Here is a 19,381-nt window from a genome sequence, read left to right as displayed (position 1 = left end):
AGTTACATGCAAATTATAAGAGAAATACAGCTAGAAGGAGTGGGAATATGAAGAATTTTAAAATGGCACTATTAGCAATGGTACTAGTTGTTACTTCTGTACTATTTGCAGCTTGTTCTAACAAAGAAGAAGAAAAGAAAGCAGATGCGAAGGATACGAAAACTGAAGAGCGCACTGTACAACACGCAAAAGGGGAAATTAAAATCCCTGCAAATCCAAAGAAAATTGCTGACCTTAGTGGTTCAACAGAAGAATTATTAATTTTCGGCATGAAACCGATTATTACTGCAAATACAACACAAGAAAAAATTGATGGACATATTGCAAAGAAATTAGAAGGTGTGAAACCAGTAGGTTCTGCTTGGGGCGATAAAATTAACATCGAGGCAGTAGCTGCTGCAAAACCAGACTTAATTCTTGTAAACAATCGTCAAGAAAAGATTTATGATCAATTATCTAAAATTGCACCAACAGTTATGTTAAAAACTCCATTAGACCAATGGCGTCCAAAATTCGAAGAAGTAGGTCAAATCTTCGGTAAAGAGAAAGAAACAAAAGAATGGTTCAAACAGTATGATGAAAAAGCAAGCAAATTACATGACAAAATCATCGCTAAAACTGGTGATGCAACATTCATGAAAATGGCTGCATATCCAAATGCTTTCCGTGTATACGGTGACTACGGTTACGGTAGCGTAATCTTTAATGACTTAAAATTACCAGCAGTTAAAGGTACACCAACTGATAAACCGCTAGTACAAGTACAAAAAGAAGCTTTAATCGATTACAACCCAGATTACTTATTCGTATTTACAACTGGTGACGGTTCTCAGCGTCTAAAAGAATTCCAAGAAGAATCAATTTGGAAAAACATGAACGCTGTTAAAAATAATCATGTATTCACAATTAGCAATGAAGACCTAAACAAAGGATACTTCCCACTAGGTAAAGAAATGATCCTAGACGAAGTTGCTGAATTTGTTTTAGGAAAATAATATATAAAGAAAAATCACTTTTACGTCGGTAAAAGTGATTTTTCTTTATATAACAGGAATTAATATAGTCTTTCATTTCTTTCTGTTTCCTATATCGTTTATAATATATAGTAAGAATGCAGTAAAGAAAGGGGGATGTCGGAAAGTGGTATATTTAAACGACAAACTCAGCGAAACAAAAGTGTTTAAAGACCCAGTACATAAATATGTGCACGTGCGTGATCGCGTTATTTGGGATTTAATCGGAACGAAAGAATTTCAACGCTTGCGCCGTATTAAGCAGCTTGGAACGACATTTTTTACATTTCACGGTGCAGAGCATAGTCGCTTTACTCATTCGTTAGGTGTATATGAAATTATTCGTCGTATGATTGATGATGTGTTTGATGGCAGACCAAATTGGAATGCTGAAGATAGATTGTTATGTTTATGTGCTTCATTACTTCATGATGTTGGTCACGGCCCATTTTCTCATTCGTTTGAAAAAGTATTTTCGTTAGATCATGAGAAATTTACGCAAAAGATTATCGTTGGTGATACGGAAATTAATCGTGTATTAAGCCGTGTGGATAAAGATTTCCCGCAAAAGGTAGCAGATGTAATTGCGAAAACATCTACTAATAAATTAGCGATTAGTATGATTTCAAGCCAAATTGATGCTGATCGTATGGATTATTTATTAAGAGATGCATATTTTACTGGTGTAAAGTATGGGAACTTTGATATGGAACGTATACTGCGTGTCATGCGCCCGTATGGTAATCAAGTTGTCATTAAAAATAGTGGTATGCATGCTGTAGAACATTATATTATGAGTCGTTATCAAATGTATTGGCAAGTATATTTCCATCCAGTAACACGTAGTGCAGAAGTAATTTTAACGAAGATTTTACACCGAGCTAAATCACTGCATGAGAAGTATTATGCGTTTAAATATCATCCTGTTCATTTCTATTCTTTATTTGAAGAAGAAGTAACAGTAGAGGACTATTTAAAGCTAGACGAGAACGTAATGTATTATTACTTCCAAGTATGGCAAGACGAAGAAGATCCAATTTTAAGTGACTTATGTCGCCGTTTTATGAATCGAAATCTATTTAAATATGTAGAGTTTACAGATAAACACGGTTTAGATAATTGGATGGAATTAAGTAGCTTATTTAAAAAGATTGGACTAGATCCAGAGTATTATTTAGTTGTTGATTCAACATCGGATTTACCGTATGACTTTTACCGCGCAGGAGAAGAAGAAGAGCGTCTGCCAATTTTACTTCTTATGCCGAACGGGGAACTTAGAGAGCTTTCGCGTGAATCGGATATTGTTGAGGCGATTACAGGTAAGAAGCGAACGGATCAAAAGCTATTCTATCCACATGATTTAATCTATGAAGATGGAAGAAAAGGAAAATATAAAGAGAGAATTATCGAGTTGTTAGAAGGAAAGAAATAAGAAGCAGCTAAGAGCTGCTTCTTATGAAAAAACTTGAAATTATTTGTCGCTTAAGCGTTTTCCGCCAACTGCATAATGGTTTTTAGACATTTCTTCGATGAAAACAACGATGTTTTCTTCAGGAGCACCAGTTGTTTCGCTTACTGCTGCTGTTACTTTCTCAGCAAGAGCTTTCTTTTGTTCTTCTGTGCGTCCTTCTAGCATTTTCACTGTTACGTATGGCATGTACAATCGCTCCTTTTATGTAAGTTACACTCTTATTATAGCGGATTATGAGGAAGAACAATCGGAAAAACAAATAATTTCTTTTTTGGACATATTGAAGAGGAGATGAACTATGGATCAGTTATTTAGATATCCGTTGCACCAAATTCCATTGGTAGCAATGGCGATTATTATTGCGCTATCTGTGCATGAATTTGCACATGCGTATGTTGCATATAAATTTGGAGACGATACAGCAAAGAAACAAGGACGGTTAACGTTATCACCGATGGCTCATTTAGATCCTATCGGGATGATTGCTGTATTAATTCTTGGATTCGGTTGGGCAAGACCAGTGCCTGTTAACCCGTATAACTTTAAAAGACCGCGTCTTGCGGGAATATTAGTTTCTATTGCGGGACCGATAAGTAATCTTATTTTAAGTGCAATTGGTTTAATTATTTGGTATAGCTTAATAACGTTTGGTGTGTTAGATGCGGTTCCACCTGCAGTAGCAGATACGTTAAGTCAGTTCTTCCAAATTTTCATTGGGCTTAATATTGTTTTACTTGTATTTAACTTATTACCGATTCCACCACTTGATGGGTATCGCGTTGTGGAAGATTTAGCACCAGCAAATATTCGTGCGAAAATGACACAGTATGAAAAGTATGGATCAATTGCGTTATTAATTCTTGTTATTACACCGCTTAGCAATTACACAATTCAGCCTATTTTCAATGTAGTTATTCCGTATGTATTAGTATTTTTACAAAGTATCATTGCGCCTATTTTCGGGCTCCTATAATTATTAAGTGAGGAGGAATTTACATATGACAGAGAAAAAGAAAAAAATCGGTTTTAATATCGTGAAGAATGACTCCACAGATGGACATGGTGGATTTGGTGTTGGGGCATTAAGCCTAGAAAATATTTCTCCTGTATTTGTTGATGTATTAGAGAAAACTGCGTTCGTTGATATCGGTGCGATGCATGCACGTAGTACAGTAGAAAAAGGAATTAAGTTTTTAACAAATAAAGATGAAGTTCCAAACGGAAAACCATTTTGGCTCGTTTGGGTAACGATTGAAAGAACACCAAACGGTGCATATTACGCAGGTGTAACTGCTTGTGAAATGACAGTTGATCGTGAAATTCGCCGCGGATATAAATCACTTCCAGAGCATGTAAACAAAATGGATAAATCACTAAAGCGTCACATCATGATTGATCATATGGATGAATCATCTAAAAAAGTACTTGGTACATTCTTAAAAGAGCATAATGAAGCAATTTGGAATGAATCTAGTGAAGAATTGCGACGTGCATTATTAGGTGAATAAAAGAAAAGGATGTCTCATTAGTCGATTTTTGACTAGTGAGGCATCCTTTTTATTTTGTGAATAGGACTATGGGATATGAAAATATATCAGCGATTCGACAAGGAATATCAATAGCCTTCTTTCTTACCACGGGAGATATTTTTTCCACCAACCCGTCTTTTTCTTTTCTTCACTAACCTTTTCGAATTCTTCCTTACCATCAACGTGATCCATACAGTACTCTGTTGGCTCTGTACCTTTTGCGAAATACATCTTCACAGAAATGGGACAATTTTTTGTCGCAATCTTACCGTTTTCAGGGTTAACGTCGACAGCAACAACATCTGTTGGTTGTTTGAACTCTTTTTTAGGCTGTCCATCTAATCCTTTTTCCATTGTATCGGTCCATATTTTTTTCGCGTATCCTTGTTCTGCTACATTTGAAATGGATTTAGGTTGATCGTATCCAATCCAAACCCCTGTTACAAGTTGCGGGGTAAATCCAATCATCCAACTATCAGTTTCTGTAGAGCCAGATTTCCCGGCATATGTTCTTGATAGTTTTGATAACATCGATTGACCGGTCACAGCGGCATAACTGCTTAGTTTTTTATTAAACATACCTGTCATCATTTCTTCCATCACAAAGGCTTTGCTTTTATCTAGAACTTGTTTACTTTCTAAATGAGCATCGTATAGCATATTTCCTTCATGATCAACGATGCGCCTTATAAAGATTGGTTTTACTTCTTTCCCGCCGTTTGCAAACATGCTATAAGCATTGACCATTTCAATTGGCTTTACAGGAGATGTGCCGAGAGCGAGAGACGGAACATCTTTTAATGCGCTAGCGATGCCGAATTGCTTCGCTGTTTTTGTAAGAATGTCTTCGCCTAAAAATAAATTCGTCTTCACAGCATATACGTTATCAGAAACAGCGAGTGCTTGTGCCATTGTCACAAAATCGTCTGCATAATAGTTTTTATAGTTTTTTGGTTTATACTTTGAAACACCGTCACCTAAAGTGAATACCGTGTATTCGCTTTTTAAGCGTGTGGCAGGGGTGAATCCTCGTTCTAAAGCTGCATAATATAGGAACGGCTTGAATGTAGACCCGGGCTGACGAGCGGCTTGTGTAGCCCTGTTAAATTGACTCGTATTATAATCAGTTCCACCAACAAGGGCAGCCACTTCGCCCGTTTTTGGATTCATAGAGACGAGGGCAGTTTGGATGTTTGTTGTTTCAGGTATATGATTTTTTACAGCTTGCTCTGCTACAGATTGTAATTTAGGGTCTAGCGTTGTATAAATACGCAAGCCACCTCGCTGTAAGGCTTGCTCATCTAATCCGATATCACGAAGAAGAGAAGCTTGTACAGCATCTTGGAAATAAGGTGCAATTTCTGCAACTTTTTTCGTATCCAATGAGGCAAAAGTAAGTGTTTCTTTTTTTGCTGAGGCAGCTTGCTGTTTTGTAATATACCCTTGTTCTACCATTTCATTTAGTATGAGAGATTGACGCCCTTTAGCACGCTCTTCTTTTAAAAAGGGAGAGTAGAAACTAGGTCCTTTCGGAATGCCTGCGAGCATACTAGCTTCTGCTAATGTTAATTCTTTTGCAGTTTTATCGAAATACAGGCGGGAAGCAGCTTCAATTCCGTAAGCACCATGCCCGTAATAAATTGTATTTAAATACCCTTCTAAAATATGATTTTTATTATAGTTCACTTCAAGACGAACGGTATACATTGCTTCTAATAGTTTACGCTTCCACGTTTTATCATGATCTAAGTATAGGTTACGAGCATACTGTTGTGTGATAGTACTAGCACCTTGTACTTTTGCCATTGCTTTTAAATCGGCAACAATGGCACCAGCAATGCGCTTCATATCAAAGCCATGATGTTTGTAGAATCGTTGATCTTCAATAGATAGTGTCGCCCCTTTTACATAAGGAGAAATTTCATCGAGAGATACATTATAGCGTTTTTGCATTTCATTACTTTGTCCTATAACAGTGTCATCATTAGCGTAAAAGACACTCGTTTGCGGAACCGCAACAGGTGGAGGTCCCATAATTTTTGCAGCTACAATGATAATAAAAAAGGAAAAAACGAAAAAAAGAACACAAGAAAACATTACGGTGAAGAAAAGACGTTTATATTTTTTAAGTTTTGGATTCATAGTTTGATTCATCTTTTTCAGCCCCTCATTAATACAAGCATTATTGTATTAGTATTGAGGGTTTTCGTTTATTTTAAACAATGAAATTTCCAAAATAAAAAGAGCCCCTTCATTTAAGAAAGGAGCTCAAAAGCACGCGCTGGCCAATCGGTAATAATAACATCTACGCCATAATCAATCATAGTTTGTAAATCTTTATATTCATTAATGGTGTAAGGACGAAAAACGTATCCTTGCCCCTGTGCTAATTGGACAAACTCTTTCGTTAATAATTGAAAGTTTGGATGTAATCCAGTTGCCCCACGTTTTTTTGCTTCAGCAATAGGATCTGCAAGTGGTGTATCGTACAAAATCGCTCTTGGAATTTCTGGAGCAATTTCTGCTAATAATGAAACGGAATCGTGGTTAAATGATGAAAATGCAATTTGATTGGATAGATGATATTCACGAACAAGAGCAACAACTTTTTCTTCAATATTTGGATAATGAATAACATCTGTTTTTAATTCAATGTTAAGTTGTAAATTTGTTGTAGAGAGCCAAATAAATACTTCTCGTAATGTTGGGATTTTCGCCTCATAGAAAGAAGAATCTTTATGGCTACCAGCATCTAAAGCTTGCAATTCCTCTACAGTTTTCTCAGAAACAAGTCCCACGCCATTTGTTGTACGGTCCACTGTTTCATCATGAATAACAACTAGTTCACCATCTTTTGATAGATGAACATCAAGTTCAATTCCGTGAGCACTAATGCGTTCAGCCTCTTGGAAGGCAATCATCGTATTTTCTGGATGTGTTCCTTTTACCCCGCGATGAGCGAAAATAAGTGGTTTATTCATGTGAAAATCTCCTTATCATCTCTTTTCTTTCATTATGAAACTGCTTTGAGAAAAATACAATTCATATGACAAACATTTACAAAAGTATAATAGTTGCACAAAAGTTAACGTTAACGTAAAATGTAATAATCCGGTGAAGGGAGGAATACACATGTATAAAATTGATGAAGTAACAAAGCAAGTGGGTTTAACAAAGCGTACACTTCGTTATTATGAGGAAATTGGTTTAATTCATCCCCCAGAACGCAGTGAAGGGAATATTCGCCTGTATACAGACGAGGACATTGCAAGAATTAAAAAGATTGTGGAAGCGAAAGAAGTACTAGGAATTACGCTTCAAGAAATGCAACATTTCTTATCGTTAAAAGAACGAATGGAACAAAGAAGAAATAGTGAGAATCCGCGTGACCGTGAAGTGATTCAAGAAATTAAAGAGATGCTTGAAAAACAAGTGCAAACGTTAGACGAGAAAATGGAGCAAATGCAGCGTGTGAGGGCAGAGCTAGAGGATAGTTTAAGCCGTGCAGTTACATTTTTAGAGAATACAAAAGGAGAGTAATCAAAATGGAGAGCAAACAAAAATTAGGGAGATTGATTACAGTGGTGGCTACCTTCCTTGCCTTTTCAGGTATAGGGGTAGTCGACCCAATTTTACCAAGTATTGCTGAACAAATTGGTGCATCGCATTGGCAAGTCGAGATGTTATTTACATCATATATTTTAACGATGGCAATTATGATGTTACCAGCTGGAATATTTGCATCAAGATTTGGTGATAAACGAATGATGACGATTGGTCTTGCGATTGTGACTGTATTTGCATTTATATGTGGTATATCGCAAACGATTGCTCAATTATCTCTTTTCCGCGCTGGGTGGGGATTAGGGAATGCGATGTTCTTCGCAACGGCGATGACATTATTAATTGCATTAAGTAAAGAAGTTCATGAAGCAGTAGGACTATATGAAGCAGCCATTGGTTTAGGGATGGCAGGTGGACCATTATTAGGCGGAATATTAGGTGGACATTCTTGGCGTTACCCATTTTTTGCGACGAGTATTTTAATTTCCTTAGCATTTATTTTAGTTTTCTTTTTTGTAAAAGAACCGGAGCGAAAAGTGAAGCGTAAAGCAGCAGGCATGGGGGAATTACTTAACTTGGTGAAGTATAAACCGTTTATGCAAGGTGCCATTTCAGGGATGTTATATTACTACGGATTTTTCGTCGTTTTAGCATATTCACCACTTATTATGCATTTATCTGCTATTCAATTAGGATTTGTATTTTGTGGATGGGGATTAGCGCTAGCTTACGGATCAGCAATTTTAGCACATAAGCTAGAAGGTAAATATGAACCAAAAACAGTGTTAAAGGGTAGTTTACTCGTATTTGCGATGTTATTAATTGCACTATTCTTCGTAAAAATTATGTGGTTACAAATCGTGTTAATCGTCCTATCTGGATTAGCATCAGGATTAAATAATGCGTTATTTACAAGTTATGTAATGGATATTTCACCTTATGAAAGATCTATTACATCAGGTGTTTATAACTTCGTTCGTTGGTTAGGAGGCGCGATTGCTCCAATTTTATCAGGAGTTATCGGTCATACAGTTTCGCCGCAAAGCCCGTTTTTAGTCGGTGGAATTGTTGTGTTAGTTGGTTGCGTTATGATCTTAATTCCGATTCGTAAACCGGTAGAAATAGAGACAAAAGCCCTTTCTTAAGAAAGGGTTTTCTTTCCTATTACAGAGCAAACCCTTTTCGCATATATGTTAGAACCCTCTGACTAAAATATATTTTCGGTATTTTTGTACTTTTAACTATACTTTTTGGATGTTTTGTTTTATTTTTGTTAGGGGACATTAATGATGTCCCTATTATAAATTTGCAGCGAAAGGCGTGATTGTACGATGGAACTATGGTTCACTGAAAAACAAACAAAGCATTTTGGAATTACGGCGCGTATTAACCGCACATTACATACGGAGCAAACAGAATTCCAAAAACTTGATATGGTTGAAACGGAAGAGTTTGGAAACATGCTTATTTTAGATGGCATGGTTATGACAACAGAAAAGGACGAGTTCGTTTATCATGAAATGGTAGCGCACGTACCTTTATTTACACATCCAAACCCTGAGAATGTATTAGTTGTTGGCGGAGGCGATGGTGGTGTTATTCGTGAAGTTTTAAAACACCCAAGCGTGAAGAAAGCAACTCTTGTTGAAATCGATGGAAAAGTAATTGAGTACTCTAAGCAGTACTTACCATCAATTGCAGGTGCATTAGATAATGAACGTGTAGAAGTAAAAGTAGGAGACGGTTTCCTACACATCGCAGAAAGCGAAAACGAATATGACGTAATTATGGTAGATTCTACTGAGCCAGTAGGCCCAGCAGTAAACCTATTTACAAAAGGCTTCTACGCTGGAATTTCAAAAGCGTTAAAAGAAGATGGTATTTTCGTTGCCCAAACGGACAACCCTTGGTTTACACCAGAACTAATTACAACTGTATTTAAAGACGTAAAAGAGATTTTCCCAATTACTCGTCTATACACAGCAAACATTCCGACGTATCCAAGTGGACTTTGGACGTTCACAATCGGATCGAAAAAACATGATCCATTAGAAGTAAGTGAAGAGCGTTTCCATGAAATCGAAACGAAATATTATACAAAAGAATTACACAATGCAGCATTCGCATTACCGAAATTTGTTGGCGATTTAATTAAGTAAGAAAATCGAGTTTGAACAAATAAAGTGTAAGTAGTTCATTTAAGGTGTTTGTCCAGAAGACTTGAACATGCTAGCTACTTACACTTCTGTAAAGAAAATCGTCTTCTTATTGTTAAAAAAGAAGACCCCGGTAAATCGAGAAAGAGGAGCTGTATGCTCCAAATTTGAGAAATAATGAAAGGTTGGGATACCTTAAGTTCCACACAAGGAGGAAAAGAGTATGCGTTTTGATGAAGCTTATTCAGGTAAAGTATTTATAAAAAGTCATCCAAGTTTTGAAGAGTCAAAGGCGGTTATTTATGGGATGCCTATGGATTGGACAGTAAGTTTTCGTCCAGGATCTCGCTTTGGCCCTGCACGTATTCGTGAAGTATCAATCGGTCTTGAAGAATATAGTCCGTATTTAGATCGTGAACTAGAAGAGGTAAAGTACTTTGATGCGGGTGATATTCCATTACCATTTGGGAACCCACAGCGCAGCATAGACATGATTGAAGAATATGTAGCAAAACTATTAGATGCCGGTAAGTTTCCACTAGGTCTCGGCGGAGAGCACTTAGTGTCTTGGCCAATTTTTAAGGCAATGGCAAAAAAATATCCGGATTTAGCAATCATCCATATGGATGCTCATACTGACTTACGTGAGTCATATGAGGGAGAGCCTTTATCCCACTCTACACCAATTCGTAAAGTGTGCGATTTAATTGGTCCGGAAAACGTATATTCTTTCGGTATTCGTTCTGGAATGAAGGAAGAATTCGAATGGGCAAAAGAAGTAGGTATGAACTTATATAAATTTGACGTATTAGAACCGTTAAAAGAAGTATTACCGAAACTTGCAGGACGCCCAGTCTATGTCACAATTGACATCGACGTATTAGACCCAGCTCACGCTCCTGGAACAGGAACATTAGAAGCTGGAGGTATCACATCTAAAGAACTATTAGAGTCCATCGTAGCAATTGCAAATTCAAATATAAAAGTAGTCGGAGCAGACTTAGTAGAAGTAGCTCCAGTCTACGATCATAGTGATCAAACACCAATCGCAGCAAGCAAATTCGTGCGGGAAATGCTGCTCGGTTGGGTGAAATAAAAGCGGAGGCAGCTCGCTCAGAATGTGAGGGGGATGGAGCTTCAGACGTAGAGGCGCTTTTTGCCTCGAAGGAAGAAGCGAAGCCACCGATTATTCTAGCTGCTGTAGCTGGATAAAGTAAAAGTGAAGCCGACTGTTTAGACCCGGTGACTAAGGTTCTTTCCTGCAAAAGGTGCTTTTTACCTTTTGGCAGGGAAGGTTCTTAGACGCAAGGGTCTAGAAGGCGTAACTGGATAAAATAAAAGCGTAGGCGGCTCGCCCAGAATCGCAGGTCATTGGAGCACTCGACCGAGAAGCGCTTTTGGCTTCGAACGAGAGTGTGAAATGGCCGGAGATTCTAGCCTTTACTCTTGTCGTTATGTGTCGGTAAGTCGATATATTTAAAAAATCGCTGATATAATTTCACTTACCGTCACGAGACATCAAAAAAAAGCTATTCTCAAACGATGAGAATAGCTCTTTTTCTTATGCAACTTTCTCTTCCGAAGTAATGCCGCGAATTTCATCAGCAGAACGGATTGGATATTTGCGGAACACAATGGAACCGACGTATCCAACGATGGTGGTAACGATTCCACATAATACGGCAGCAATCGTTACTTTTATTACATCATTAAATCCGAACAACACGAGAAGTCCTGGAATTGGTGATGCTGTCCCTGGTGCATTATTAACGAGCTGGAATAGCGACGTAATAATACCGGCAAGCGCACCGCCAACAAAGTTTGTCATATAGATAGGAATTGGGTTTGCTGAGACAACATCGGCTTGTGTTAACGGCTCGATTGCCACAGCGATTGTATCTTTCTTTGAACAGATTTTTAGTCGTTTAAAGAAAATGAAGTTCATTGGGGCAGAAGCTGCTACGGCAAGACTACCAATTGCCATTGGTAAACCAGTTAATCCAAGCATTGCAGTTAGTGCCATAGAACTTAATGGAGATGTAGAGATAACTGTTATTAATCCACCAAGCATAATACCCATAATGATAGGACTTTCTGTAGTTGCAACTGAAATCATAGAACCGATTTTACCGAGTGTTACGTTAACGAGTGGATCCATAAGCATGGCCATTCCACGTGAAATTGGTGCGGCAATAAATAGAATTGCTAAAAATTCTACACCAGCTGGTAATTTCTTTTCGAGAAATTTCACGACGAAAGCACAAACGTATCCAGCGAAAAATCCTGGTAAAATACCGAACCCACTAGTAGCTATACCGATTAAAACAGCGTATACGGGTGAAACACCGATTGCTAATGCTACTAAAATTGCCGCGGCGACACCGCTCATACTACCAGATGCTTCTCCTACTGATTGTAAAAAGTCATTATGAAACATTTCTCCACCGATATAACGGTGAAATGCCTCAATAAGAAAACTCGCGATTGCTGCATTAGCTAAAGCACCCATTGCTTTCATTCCGTAAGGAGCACGGTAACTAAAAAGTGTAAATAGACAGAGTACAACAAGTAATAGTGCTAAACCTTGCAAGATAGCCATTTGAAAACTGTCTCCTTTGATTTTTGTAATAAAAATTCGTATCATTCAATAATAATATAAAAGTTTGTTAAACGGAAAAACTTTTTGCCCGGAAATTGCTGTAAGGTGAAAAAGTATTACAATAATGTAAGGGAAGTGTAAGGCATTTCGATGGAGTATAGTATGCTTTTTTTCGTATAATACAGGTATAGACATACGGTTAGTGAGAAAGAAGTGCAAACAGGAGGCGCATTTATGAAATTGGTCATTAAAGTTTTAGCTGTGTTCGCCATTATTTTAGGGGGAACAGCATATTATTTAAACACAAAAACAGAAGGGGTACATGCTTTTGTAGACAACTTCTTTTCAAATAAAGAAATACAAGATTATTATGCAGTTATAGATAAAGGTGAGAAAAAAGACGATGAATATTTGTATACATTTAAAGGGTATACGGAAGACGGAAAGCTACAAATTATTAAAAGAATAGTGAACCGTGAATTGCATACAGGTGATTTTATAAAAATTTATGCAAAGGGTATGCAAGGAAAAGGATGGGCTGAAATCCCGAAAGAATCAATCCCGCAAAAGGCATTACAAAAAATAGAAAAAGTTTAAAAGGAGCGAACAAATCGCTCCTTTTTTAATTCGTTAAAATTGTAATAGATGTGCTCTTTGTATTAGACGTGATTGTTGCTCTTCCGCCAATGGGAAAAGTGAAAATAGGAGTTGTATGCCCAAAACTAGCATTTGCAATGATAGGTATATGTTTAAGTTCTACCTTTGAAGCAATCATTTCTTGAATGTCTGCTATCGCACATTCTGCTCCTTTTTGCATTCTTCCTATAACAATGCCTTTTACATGTTCAAAGTCAGGTTGCTGCATAAGAGAATGTAAATATCGATCAAAAGTTTTAAGGGTAGCTTTTTCTGTTAAACTATCCTCTTCAAGAAATAAAATTTTGTCCTGTAAGTTAGGCATATATGGCGTACCTTGTAGTAAATTAAATGTGCTCATATTACCACCAACAATATCTCCTGTAGTTTCTCCTTCTTGAATTGAAACATATCCTTCATTTTTAATAAATTCTCGATTTTCCTGATCAATATACCAAGAATCATCGCTCCATGTTTCAGCCGGCAATATTTCAATAGGCTCATTAGAAGTTAAGCATTTTAAAAAGTAATCGGTCGTATAATCGAGGCCTTTCTCCATTCCAAATGAAGAGAAGTGAGGGCCTGAATATGTAACTAAGCCTGTTTTAGCATAAATCGCGTTAGTTAAAGCGGTAATATCAGAATAACCGCAGAAAATTTTCGGATTTTCTCGAATTAAATCATAATCGAGATGTTTCAATAAACCGTTAGAGTTGTATCCGCCAAGTGTCGTCAAAATTGCTTTTACATTAGGGTCTCTAAATGCTTCATGAAGATCTTGAACTCGTGAAGCAATAGAGGATGAAGAAAAGCGATCTATTTCTTCAGCATTTTTTGAGAATGTAACGTGAAAGCCCATATCGGTTAATCTTTTTGTGGCAAGCTCTCGGTTCGTATTTGAGACAATACTTAAACTACAAGATGGTGAAATAACCCTTATTTCATCACCTTTTTTTAATTTTGTTGGTATCACCAAATTCACCCCTTTAAAGTGAAAGAATATTTAGATTTAAAAAACATTTTAACATATGAAATAAAGTGAAGGTGAATTATTTTTTGAAAAGGAGTTTTCCTGATTTTTCAGCAGACAGACAGAGTCTTTTTTTGATATGATAGGAAAAGTGATTTATTATAAGTAGTATTTAATATCTATAACATTTGAAGGGTGTGCAAGACGTGAAGAAACAACTTGCAGGCTTGCCGGTACACGTTCATTTCGTAACAGAAATCCGTGAAGGGGCGAGGAAGGAAACCGTTGCTTTTGAAGCAAATGGTCAATACTATGTAAAAGGTCAAGGTACATATATAACATTCCAAGAGTCGAACGAACAAGGCGAAGTAAAAACAATTATTAAAATTCAAGATGAACAAGTTCTCATTATGCGTTCAGGTGCTATTTCTATGCGTCAGACGCATGTGAAAGGTGAATGGACAACTGGTACGTATACGAGTGAGCTTGGTACGTTTGCATTGCAAACGAAAACTGATAACGTTCTTTTTAAATGGTCGGATGAAAAGAAAAAAGGACAACTCTTCTTAACGTACGCATTGCTTCTAAGTGAACAAGAGGCTGGCAGATATACAATTACAATTAATTTGAAGGAGGCAAAGTAATGAATTCTTTAGAACAAGTAAAAGGATTGATTAAAGAAGAAATCCAAGCTGCTGTATTAAAGGCAGAATTAGCGACAGAAGAACAAATTCCCAACGTTGTATTAGAATCGCCAAAAGATAAAACAAATGGTGACTTCTCTACAAATATGGCAATGCAACTTGCACGCGTTGCGAAAAAAGCACCTCGTATGATTGCAGAAGAATTAGTTGCAAACTTCGATAAAGCAAAAGCTTCTATTGAAAAGATTGAAATCGCTGGTCCTGGTTTTATTAACTTCTACATGGATAATAGCTACTTAACAGACTTAATCCCAACAATCGTTAACGCTGGTGAAGCATACGGTGAAACGAATACTGGTAAAGGTGAAAAAGTACAAATTGAGTTCGTATCTGCGAATCCAACAGGCGATCTTCACTTAGGACATGCACGTGGTGCGGCAGTAGGTGACACTTTATGTAACGTATTAGCAAAAGCAGGATACGATGTATCTCGTGAGTACTACATTAATGATGCTGGTAACCAAATTCATAACTTAGCTCTTTCTGTTGAAGCTCGTTACATGCAAGCTTTAGGTTTAGAGAAAGAAATGCCAGAAGACGGTTACCATGGTGCGGACATTATTGGAATCGGTAAACGTTTAGCTGAAGAGTTTGGCGATCGTTATGCAAAAGCTGATGCAGAGGAAAGCTATGAATTCTATCGTTCATACGGTTTAAAATATGAGTTAGCAAAACTTCAAAAAGACTTAGCAAGCTTCCGTGTTAACTTCGATGTGTGGTTCTCAGAAACATCATTATACAAAAACGGAAAAATTGATCAGGCTCTTGCTGTATTAAAAGAGCGTGACGAAATCTTTGAAGAAGGCGGAGCAACTTGGTTCCGTTCAATGACTTACGGTGACGACAAAAACCGTGTATTAATTAAAAATGACGGTTCTTACACATACTTAACGCCAGATATCGCTTACCACAGTGATAAATTAGAGCGTGGTTTCGGTAAGCTAATCAACATTTGGGGTGCTGACCACCACGGTTACATTCCTCGTATGAAAGCTGCTATTCAAGCGCTAGGTTACGATAAAGAAACACTTGAAGTAGAAATCATCCAAATGGTACAACTGTACCAAAATGGTGAAAAAATGAAAATGAGTAAGCGTACAGGTAAAGCAGTTACACTTCGTGAGCTTATGGAAGAAGTAGGCGTGGACGCAATGCGTTACTTCTTCGCAATGCGTAGCGGTGATTCTCATTTAGACTTCGATATGGACTTAGCTGTATCAAAATCTAATGAAAACCCAGTATACTATGCACAATATGCTCATGCTCGTGTATGCAGTATCCTTCGTCAAGGTGAAGAGTTAGGATTAGCTACAGGCGAAGACGTGAATTACAAACTTGTTACTTCTGAGAAAGAAGTAGAGTTACTGAAAAAACTTGGTGAATTCCCAGCTGTAGTTGCGGATGCAGCGCAAAAACGTCTGCCACACCGCATTACAAGCTATGCATTTGAATTAGCTGCAGCATTACACAGCTTCTACAATGCAGAAAAAGTATTAAACCAAGATAACTTAGAATTAAGTAAAGCTCGTTACGAATTAATGAAAGCAGTACGCACTACACTTCAAAATGCATTAGCAATCGTAGGAGTATCTGCACCAGAAAAAATGTAATAGACAAAAGAAAAGATACTTATTTTTGTTTAGAAATGATATACAAGTTGATATAAAGACATCTGATCAGCCTATACACTGATTAGATGTCAAAGAAAGAAGATCAACGAAAAGACGTATGGGGGAGAACCTCACGTACGTCTTGATGAGGGTAAACTGAAATAAAAAAGAGATGGCAGAGCTGTCTCTTTTTTTTATTTCAGTTTTCTAATATAAATACATGTGACAAATATATGTTATGGTGATGAAGTGAAAATAGTAAAATACCAATTAACTATTGATTTTTAGGAACGATTCTAGAATAATAGACTGTCGGGGGTAAAATTATCAAAAATCCATATATGTATTATTAGTTGGTGGAATGTTACTAGGAAATGGTGTGATTGTTGTAAAAAACATTGTTACAGCTATGCCAAATACTAAAATAACAATTCATCTAACCAATTAGTAATTAATCTTGAAAACTTCCAGCTTAGTCAAGAAACTAGGGGGATATGTTTAAAATAGTACATATAGTACAATTGAAGTTTTCATGATTTGATAAAAAATAATGAAAGGATATAAATCTCTCGGTTTTGATATTATCATCATATAAGCTCATTTTAATTCTTCGACATAGCCATGGAACCCATTAGGCAAAGTGTTTTTTCTCGACACTCATTTATATACTCCAAAAATGAAAAGGCTGAATTTCGTATTTCTATGCGATTTACATGAAATCAGTTGACAATCATACTCTTTTTTATTTACCCCCAAATTCGGTCCACTGTATTCAAATTTGGAGAATATGACTATCATCTTGCATAGGCAAACAATACTTCATCCAGAGCGTTTTTAATTATATAATGCTGGCGGTGGAACGCTTCTTGTTCTACTTGTTTCGGTGTGTAGGTCGGCTGTGTAACTAAACACAAAAGGCTTTAACATATGGCCAATTTCACCGCAAATTATAATGGCAGAAAACGCATCTTCAATAACATCTTTTAGAACACGAGTATCCAAGTATGTTTCACAGTTCGAACTTTCCTTGGCTGATATGCTAATTTCGATTATAGATGGTACTTCTTGTTATTCTTTAGGAGGATAAGTAAGGAAGTTGACCAAATGTATATTTACTGTGAAGTAGCTTGGTCATACTTTCCGGCAATGAAATTTTTTGTATTTATAGAGCAAGCGTTTGCGCTGGATGTGAAGAAATTTCGAGAACTCTACGGCATAATAAGACAAAAGACTGTCATGAGTTTTATCGTGAGTGCTTTTCGAATTGTCTTTTTCTGACTTTGAAGTTATTCTAGGGTCCGTCCATGTGTATTTGTAATTTGAATTTCTTTATCTGTTTTTGTTAAACAATATAGACCAGAAATAACATAGTTTAGACATGTCGGAGAAATGAGATGAATCTATATAAAAGTCAGACTTCAAACTTCAAGTTTCTAAGCAATAGAAGGGTTGAAAAAAGAGAAAAAGATGATAATAGCTATCAAAAATATTTAAGTAAAATAGTTTAATGACATTGAATAATAGAATCTTTGTCATAGTATGTTTGTACCAGGATTTATCTATTTTTAATTTTATAGGAGGATAACATAAAATATGTATTTAAAAAGAGTTACTTCGATTTTTTCGATTATAATGATTTTCATGTTTACTATAGGTCAGAGTTTTTTAGGTATTGTAGCAAATGCACAAGAGTTAAATACGGTAGGACTTGTGGATAGTTTTAAGATTGATAAAACAAACCTTTCTATTGGACAAGAGACTAAAGTAACTGTAAATTTCAGTGAAAAAAATGGAGTTAGGCTGAAGCCAGGAGACACACTAACATTAACACTGCCTCCAGAATTAATAGGGTTGGACACAAAGTTTGATTTAGGTGATTATGGTACTTGTACAGTCAATTCAGGTACTGTGGTATGTACATTTAATGATAAAGTAGATACACGTGAAGATATTAAAGGATATTTAAACTTTTACGTGCAAGCTGCTAATGTAGGAGAAGATCAAAAGAAAGAGATTGAAACCAATTTCGGTACAAATTTAGATAAGCAAGCTGTAATAATTACCGGTCCAACAAGTGGTGGTGGTACAGATCCTGGAAAGGGTCCGTTTTTTTATAAAACTGGTGATATGAGAGGGAAGCCAGGTGAGGTGCGTTGGTTCTTAAATGCAAACTTAAATAAAGAAGAGTTAAGTGATAATATTGTTGTGACTGATAATTTACGAGAAGGTCAAATACTTAATAAAGATAGTTTTAGGATAGATATTGATAATTATCTAGGCCGTCAGTACTTATCACTGCAAGAGTTTGAATCTAAAGGTTATGGAAAGATTACCTTTACTGGTGAAAACTCATTTCAAGTTGTGCTTTATAAGGATAAAGCACGTCTTGCCTCCTTTTCGATTGCTTATACATCTACTATAACGGATACCGGAAAGATGCAAGATTTCTTTAAGAATGATTATACGGTTGATTACCAAATTTATAATAAAGATAAAGTTACTGAATCGGATAGCCACTCAGTTGAAAATAGGACAGCCGGCGGTGGTGCTGAAGGAGTTCCAAAAGGAACGCTAAAAATTGTTAAGCACCTTGATAAAGATGAAGAAAAAGTAATACCGAATGTTTCATTTAATTTGTATAAAGAGTCGGGTGAACAAGTTGGAGATCTATATACAACAGATGAAAAAGGTATCATCGAAATCAAGGGTTTAACACCAGGCAAATATTATGTGAAAGAAGTTTCAGCTCCAGACTATATTGATTTTGATCCACAAGCAAAAGTAAGTTTCGAAGTTACATCAGATGCTGTAAACGGAATTAAACTACCGATTTCGAATAAAGTGAAAACTACATCTGTTTCAGGAACGAAGACGTGGAAAGACAGCAACAACAAGTTTGGTAAACGCCCAGAAAGCATTACGGTTCAATTGCTTCAAAATGAAAAAGAGTTCAAAACGCAAGAAGTGAAAGGCGATAAGGCTGATCAAGACGGCAACTGGAATTTCAGTTTCAAAGATCTTCCAAAGTATGATGAAAAAGGACAAGAGTACACGTACACAGTAAGTGAAGTAAAAGTGAAGGACTATGAAACAAAAGTAGAAGGAACAACGATTACGAACACTTACAAG

At 36.6% G+C, this 19,381-nt stretch carries 18 protein-coding genes; 13 read left to right on the top strand and 5 right to left on the bottom strand.

The features are described from left to right. Positions 1-47 precede the first annotated feature (47 nt). Together JTF23_RS22840 and JTF23_RS22835 are read left to right on the top strand one after the other, a co-directional pair. Entirely contained in the window at positions 48-995 is a 948-nt protein-coding gene (locus JTF23_RS22840) for an ABC transporter substrate-binding protein (RefSeq protein ID WP_016106745.1), read from the top strand. A gap of 145 nt (positions 996-1,140) precedes the next feature. Beyond that, positions 1,141-2,445 (top strand): HD domain-containing protein, encoded by a 1,305-nt coding sequence (locus tag JTF23_RS22835; RefSeq protein ID WP_002113111.1) that lies wholly within the window; start codon positions 1,141-1,143, stop codon positions 2,443-2,445. 39 nt (positions 2,446-2,484) lie between these two features. Here the strand turns inward: JTF23_RS22835 and JTF23_RS22830 are convergent, their stop codons facing one another. Further along, positions 2,485-2,670: a 2-hydroxymuconate tautomerase gene (locus tag JTF23_RS22830; RefSeq protein ID WP_001147171.1), complete on the bottom strand. Its 186-nt coding sequence runs from the start codon at positions 2,668-2,670 to the stop codon at positions 2,485-2,487. Between the two features lie 112 nt (positions 2,671-2,782). Between JTF23_RS22830 and JTF23_RS22825 the strand changes: the two genes are divergently transcribed. Beyond that, positions 2,783-3,457: a site-2 protease family protein gene (locus JTF23_RS22825; RefSeq protein ID WP_002113109.1), complete on the top strand. Its 675-nt coding sequence runs from the start codon at positions 2,783-2,785 to the stop codon at positions 3,455-3,457. A 25-nt stretch (positions 3,458-3,482) separates the two neighbouring features. Continuing rightward, complete coding sequence (locus tag JTF23_RS22820) at positions 3,483-3,992, top strand: YwhD family protein (RefSeq protein WP_002113108.1); 510 nt, start codon at positions 3,483-3,485, stop codon at positions 3,990-3,992. Between the two features lie 123 nt (positions 3,993-4,115). Here the strand turns inward: JTF23_RS22820 and JTF23_RS22815 are convergent, their stop codons facing one another. Then, entirely contained in the window at positions 4,116-6,167 is a 2,052-nt protein-coding gene (locus JTF23_RS22815) for a transglycosylase domain-containing protein (protein WP_204209827.1), read from the bottom strand. Positions 6,168-6,268: 101 nt separating this feature from the next. After that, positions 6,269-6,994, bottom strand: coding sequence for a glycerophosphodiester phosphodiesterase (locus JTF23_RS22810; RefSeq protein ID WP_204209826.1), 726 nt, complete (start codon positions 6,992-6,994; stop codon positions 6,269-6,271). Between the two features lie 151 nt (positions 6,995-7,145). On the opposite strand from JTF23_RS22810, the gene JTF23_RS22805 reads away from it, so the two are divergent. The 5 genes from JTF23_RS22805 (at position 7,146) to JTF23_RS28155 (ending at position 10,945) form a co-directional block, all read left to right on the top strand. After that, positions 7,146-7,553, top strand: a complete 408-nt coding sequence (locus tag JTF23_RS22805) for a MerR family transcriptional regulator (RefSeq protein WP_204209825.1) — start codon at positions 7,146-7,148, stop codon at positions 7,551-7,553. Between the two features lie 5 nt (positions 7,554-7,558). Further along, complete coding sequence (locus JTF23_RS22800; protein WP_002113104.1) at positions 7,559-8,722, top strand: MFS transporter; 1,164 nt, start codon at positions 7,559-7,561, stop codon at positions 8,720-8,722. 186 nt (positions 8,723-8,908) lie between these two features. Continuing rightward, positions 8,909-9,736, top strand: a complete 828-nt coding sequence (speE, locus tag JTF23_RS22795) for a polyamine aminopropyltransferase (protein WP_000424696.1) — start codon at positions 8,909-8,911, stop codon at positions 9,734-9,736. A gap of 220 nt (positions 9,737-9,956) precedes the next feature. Further along, positions 9,957-10,829: an agmatinase gene (gene speB, locus JTF23_RS22790; RefSeq protein WP_016106742.1), complete on the top strand. Its 873-nt coding sequence runs from the start codon at positions 9,957-9,959 to the stop codon at positions 10,827-10,829. Further along, positions 10,817-10,945 (top strand): hypothetical protein, encoded by a 129-nt coding sequence (locus JTF23_RS28155; RefSeq protein WP_000503874.1) that lies wholly within the window; start codon positions 10,817-10,819, stop codon positions 10,943-10,945. The genes speB and JTF23_RS28155 overlap by 13 nt, the downstream gene beginning before the upstream one ends. 349 nt (positions 10,946-11,294) lie before the next feature. Here JTF23_RS28155 and JTF23_RS22785 read toward each other — a convergent pair whose 3' ends face one another. Next, complete coding sequence (locus JTF23_RS22785) at positions 11,295-12,332, bottom strand: PTS sugar transporter subunit IIC (protein ID WP_204209824.1); 1,038 nt, start codon at positions 12,330-12,332, stop codon at positions 11,295-11,297. Positions 12,333-12,566: 234 nt separating this feature from the next. Here JTF23_RS22785 and JTF23_RS22780 point away from each other — a divergent pair, with 234 nt between their 5' ends. Beyond that, positions 12,567-12,929 carry a YxeA family protein gene (locus JTF23_RS22780; protein ID WP_002113100.1) on the top strand — a complete coding sequence of 121 codons (363 nt, stop codon included), beginning with the start codon at positions 12,567-12,569 and terminating at the stop codon, positions 12,927-12,929. Between the two features lie 25 nt (positions 12,930-12,954). Here the strand turns inward: JTF23_RS22780 and JTF23_RS22775 are convergent, their stop codons facing one another. After that, positions 12,955-13,941 carry a S66 family peptidase gene (locus JTF23_RS22775; RefSeq protein WP_204209823.1) on the bottom strand — a complete coding sequence of 329 codons (987 nt, stop codon included), beginning with the start codon at positions 13,939-13,941 and terminating at the stop codon, positions 12,955-12,957. Positions 13,942-14,144: 203 nt separating this feature from the next. On the opposite strand from JTF23_RS22775, the gene JTF23_RS22770 reads away from it, so the two are divergent. From JTF23_RS22770 to JTF23_RS22760, 3 genes are all read left to right on the top strand, one after another. Then, a complete protein-coding gene (locus tag JTF23_RS22770; protein ID WP_016106740.1) occupies positions 14,145-14,582 on the top strand; it encodes a YwiB family protein in 438 nt (145 codons plus the stop codon). After that, positions 14,582-16,252 carry an arginine--tRNA ligase gene (argS, locus tag JTF23_RS22765; RefSeq protein ID WP_204209822.1) on the top strand — a complete coding sequence of 557 codons (1,671 nt, stop codon included), beginning with the start codon at positions 14,582-14,584 and terminating at the stop codon, positions 16,250-16,252. Before JTF23_RS22770 ends, argS begins: the two co-directional genes overlap by 1 nt. 1,593 nt (positions 16,253-17,845) lie before the next feature. Next, positions 17,846-19,381, top strand: a 1,536-nt coding sequence (locus tag JTF23_RS22760) for a Cna B-type domain-containing protein (RefSeq protein WP_204209821.1), incomplete at its 3' end; no start/stop codon positions are given.

Source organism: Bacillus sp. RIT 809 (assembly GCF_016892495.1).
Classification (GTDB): domain Bacteria; phylum Bacillota; class Bacilli; order Bacillales; family Bacillaceae_G; genus Bacillus_A; species Bacillus_A cereus_U.
Note: the sequence above shows the minus strand (reverse complement) of the source record. Positions and strands in the feature narration are given on the sequence as shown.

Excerpts from the sequence above, each read along its gene's own strand:
- JTF23_RS22820 (WP_002113108.1), top strand. The coding sequence starts at position 3,483 with ATGACAGAGAAAAAGAAAAAAATCGGTTTTAATATCGTGAAGAATGAC.
- JTF23_RS22780 (WP_002113100.1), top strand. The coding sequence starts at position 12,567 with ATGAAATTGGTCATTAAAGTTTTAGCTGTGTTCGCCATTATTTTAGGG.
- JTF23_RS22840 (WP_016106745.1), top strand. The coding sequence starts at position 48 with ATGAAGAATTTTAAAATGGCACTATTAGCAATGGTACTAGTTGTTACT.
- JTF23_RS22785 (WP_204209824.1), bottom strand. The coding sequence starts at position 12,332 with ATGGCTATCTTGCAAGGTTTAGCACTATTACTTGTTGTACTCTGTCTA.
- JTF23_RS22810 (WP_204209826.1), bottom strand. The coding sequence starts at position 6,994 with ATGAATAAACCACTTATTTTCGCTCATCGCGGGGTAAAAGGAACACAT.
- JTF23_RS22830 (WP_001147171.1), bottom strand. The coding sequence starts at position 2,670 with ATGCCATACGTAACAGTGAAAATGCTAGAAGGACGCACAGAAGAACAA.
- speB (WP_016106742.1), top strand. The coding sequence starts at position 9,957 with ATGCGTTTTGATGAAGCTTATTCAGGTAAAGTATTTATAAAAAGTCAT.
- argS (WP_204209822.1), top strand. The coding sequence starts at position 14,582 with ATGAATTCTTTAGAACAAGTAAAAGGATTGATTAAAGAAGAAATCCAA.
- JTF23_RS22825 (WP_002113109.1), top strand. The coding sequence starts at position 2,783 with ATGGATCAGTTATTTAGATATCCGTTGCACCAAATTCCATTGGTAGCA.
- JTF23_RS22815 (WP_204209827.1), bottom strand. The coding sequence starts at position 6,167 with ATGAATCAAACTATGAATCCAAAACTTAAAAAATATAAACGTCTTTTC.
- JTF23_RS22805 (WP_204209825.1), top strand. The coding sequence starts at position 7,146 with ATGTATAAAATTGATGAAGTAACAAAGCAAGTGGGTTTAACAAAGCGT.
- JTF23_RS22800 (WP_002113104.1), top strand. The coding sequence starts at position 7,559 with ATGGAGAGCAAACAAAAATTAGGGAGATTGATTACAGTGGTGGCTACC.
- speE (WP_000424696.1), top strand. The coding sequence starts at position 8,909 with ATGGAACTATGGTTCACTGAAAAACAAACAAAGCATTTTGGAATTACG.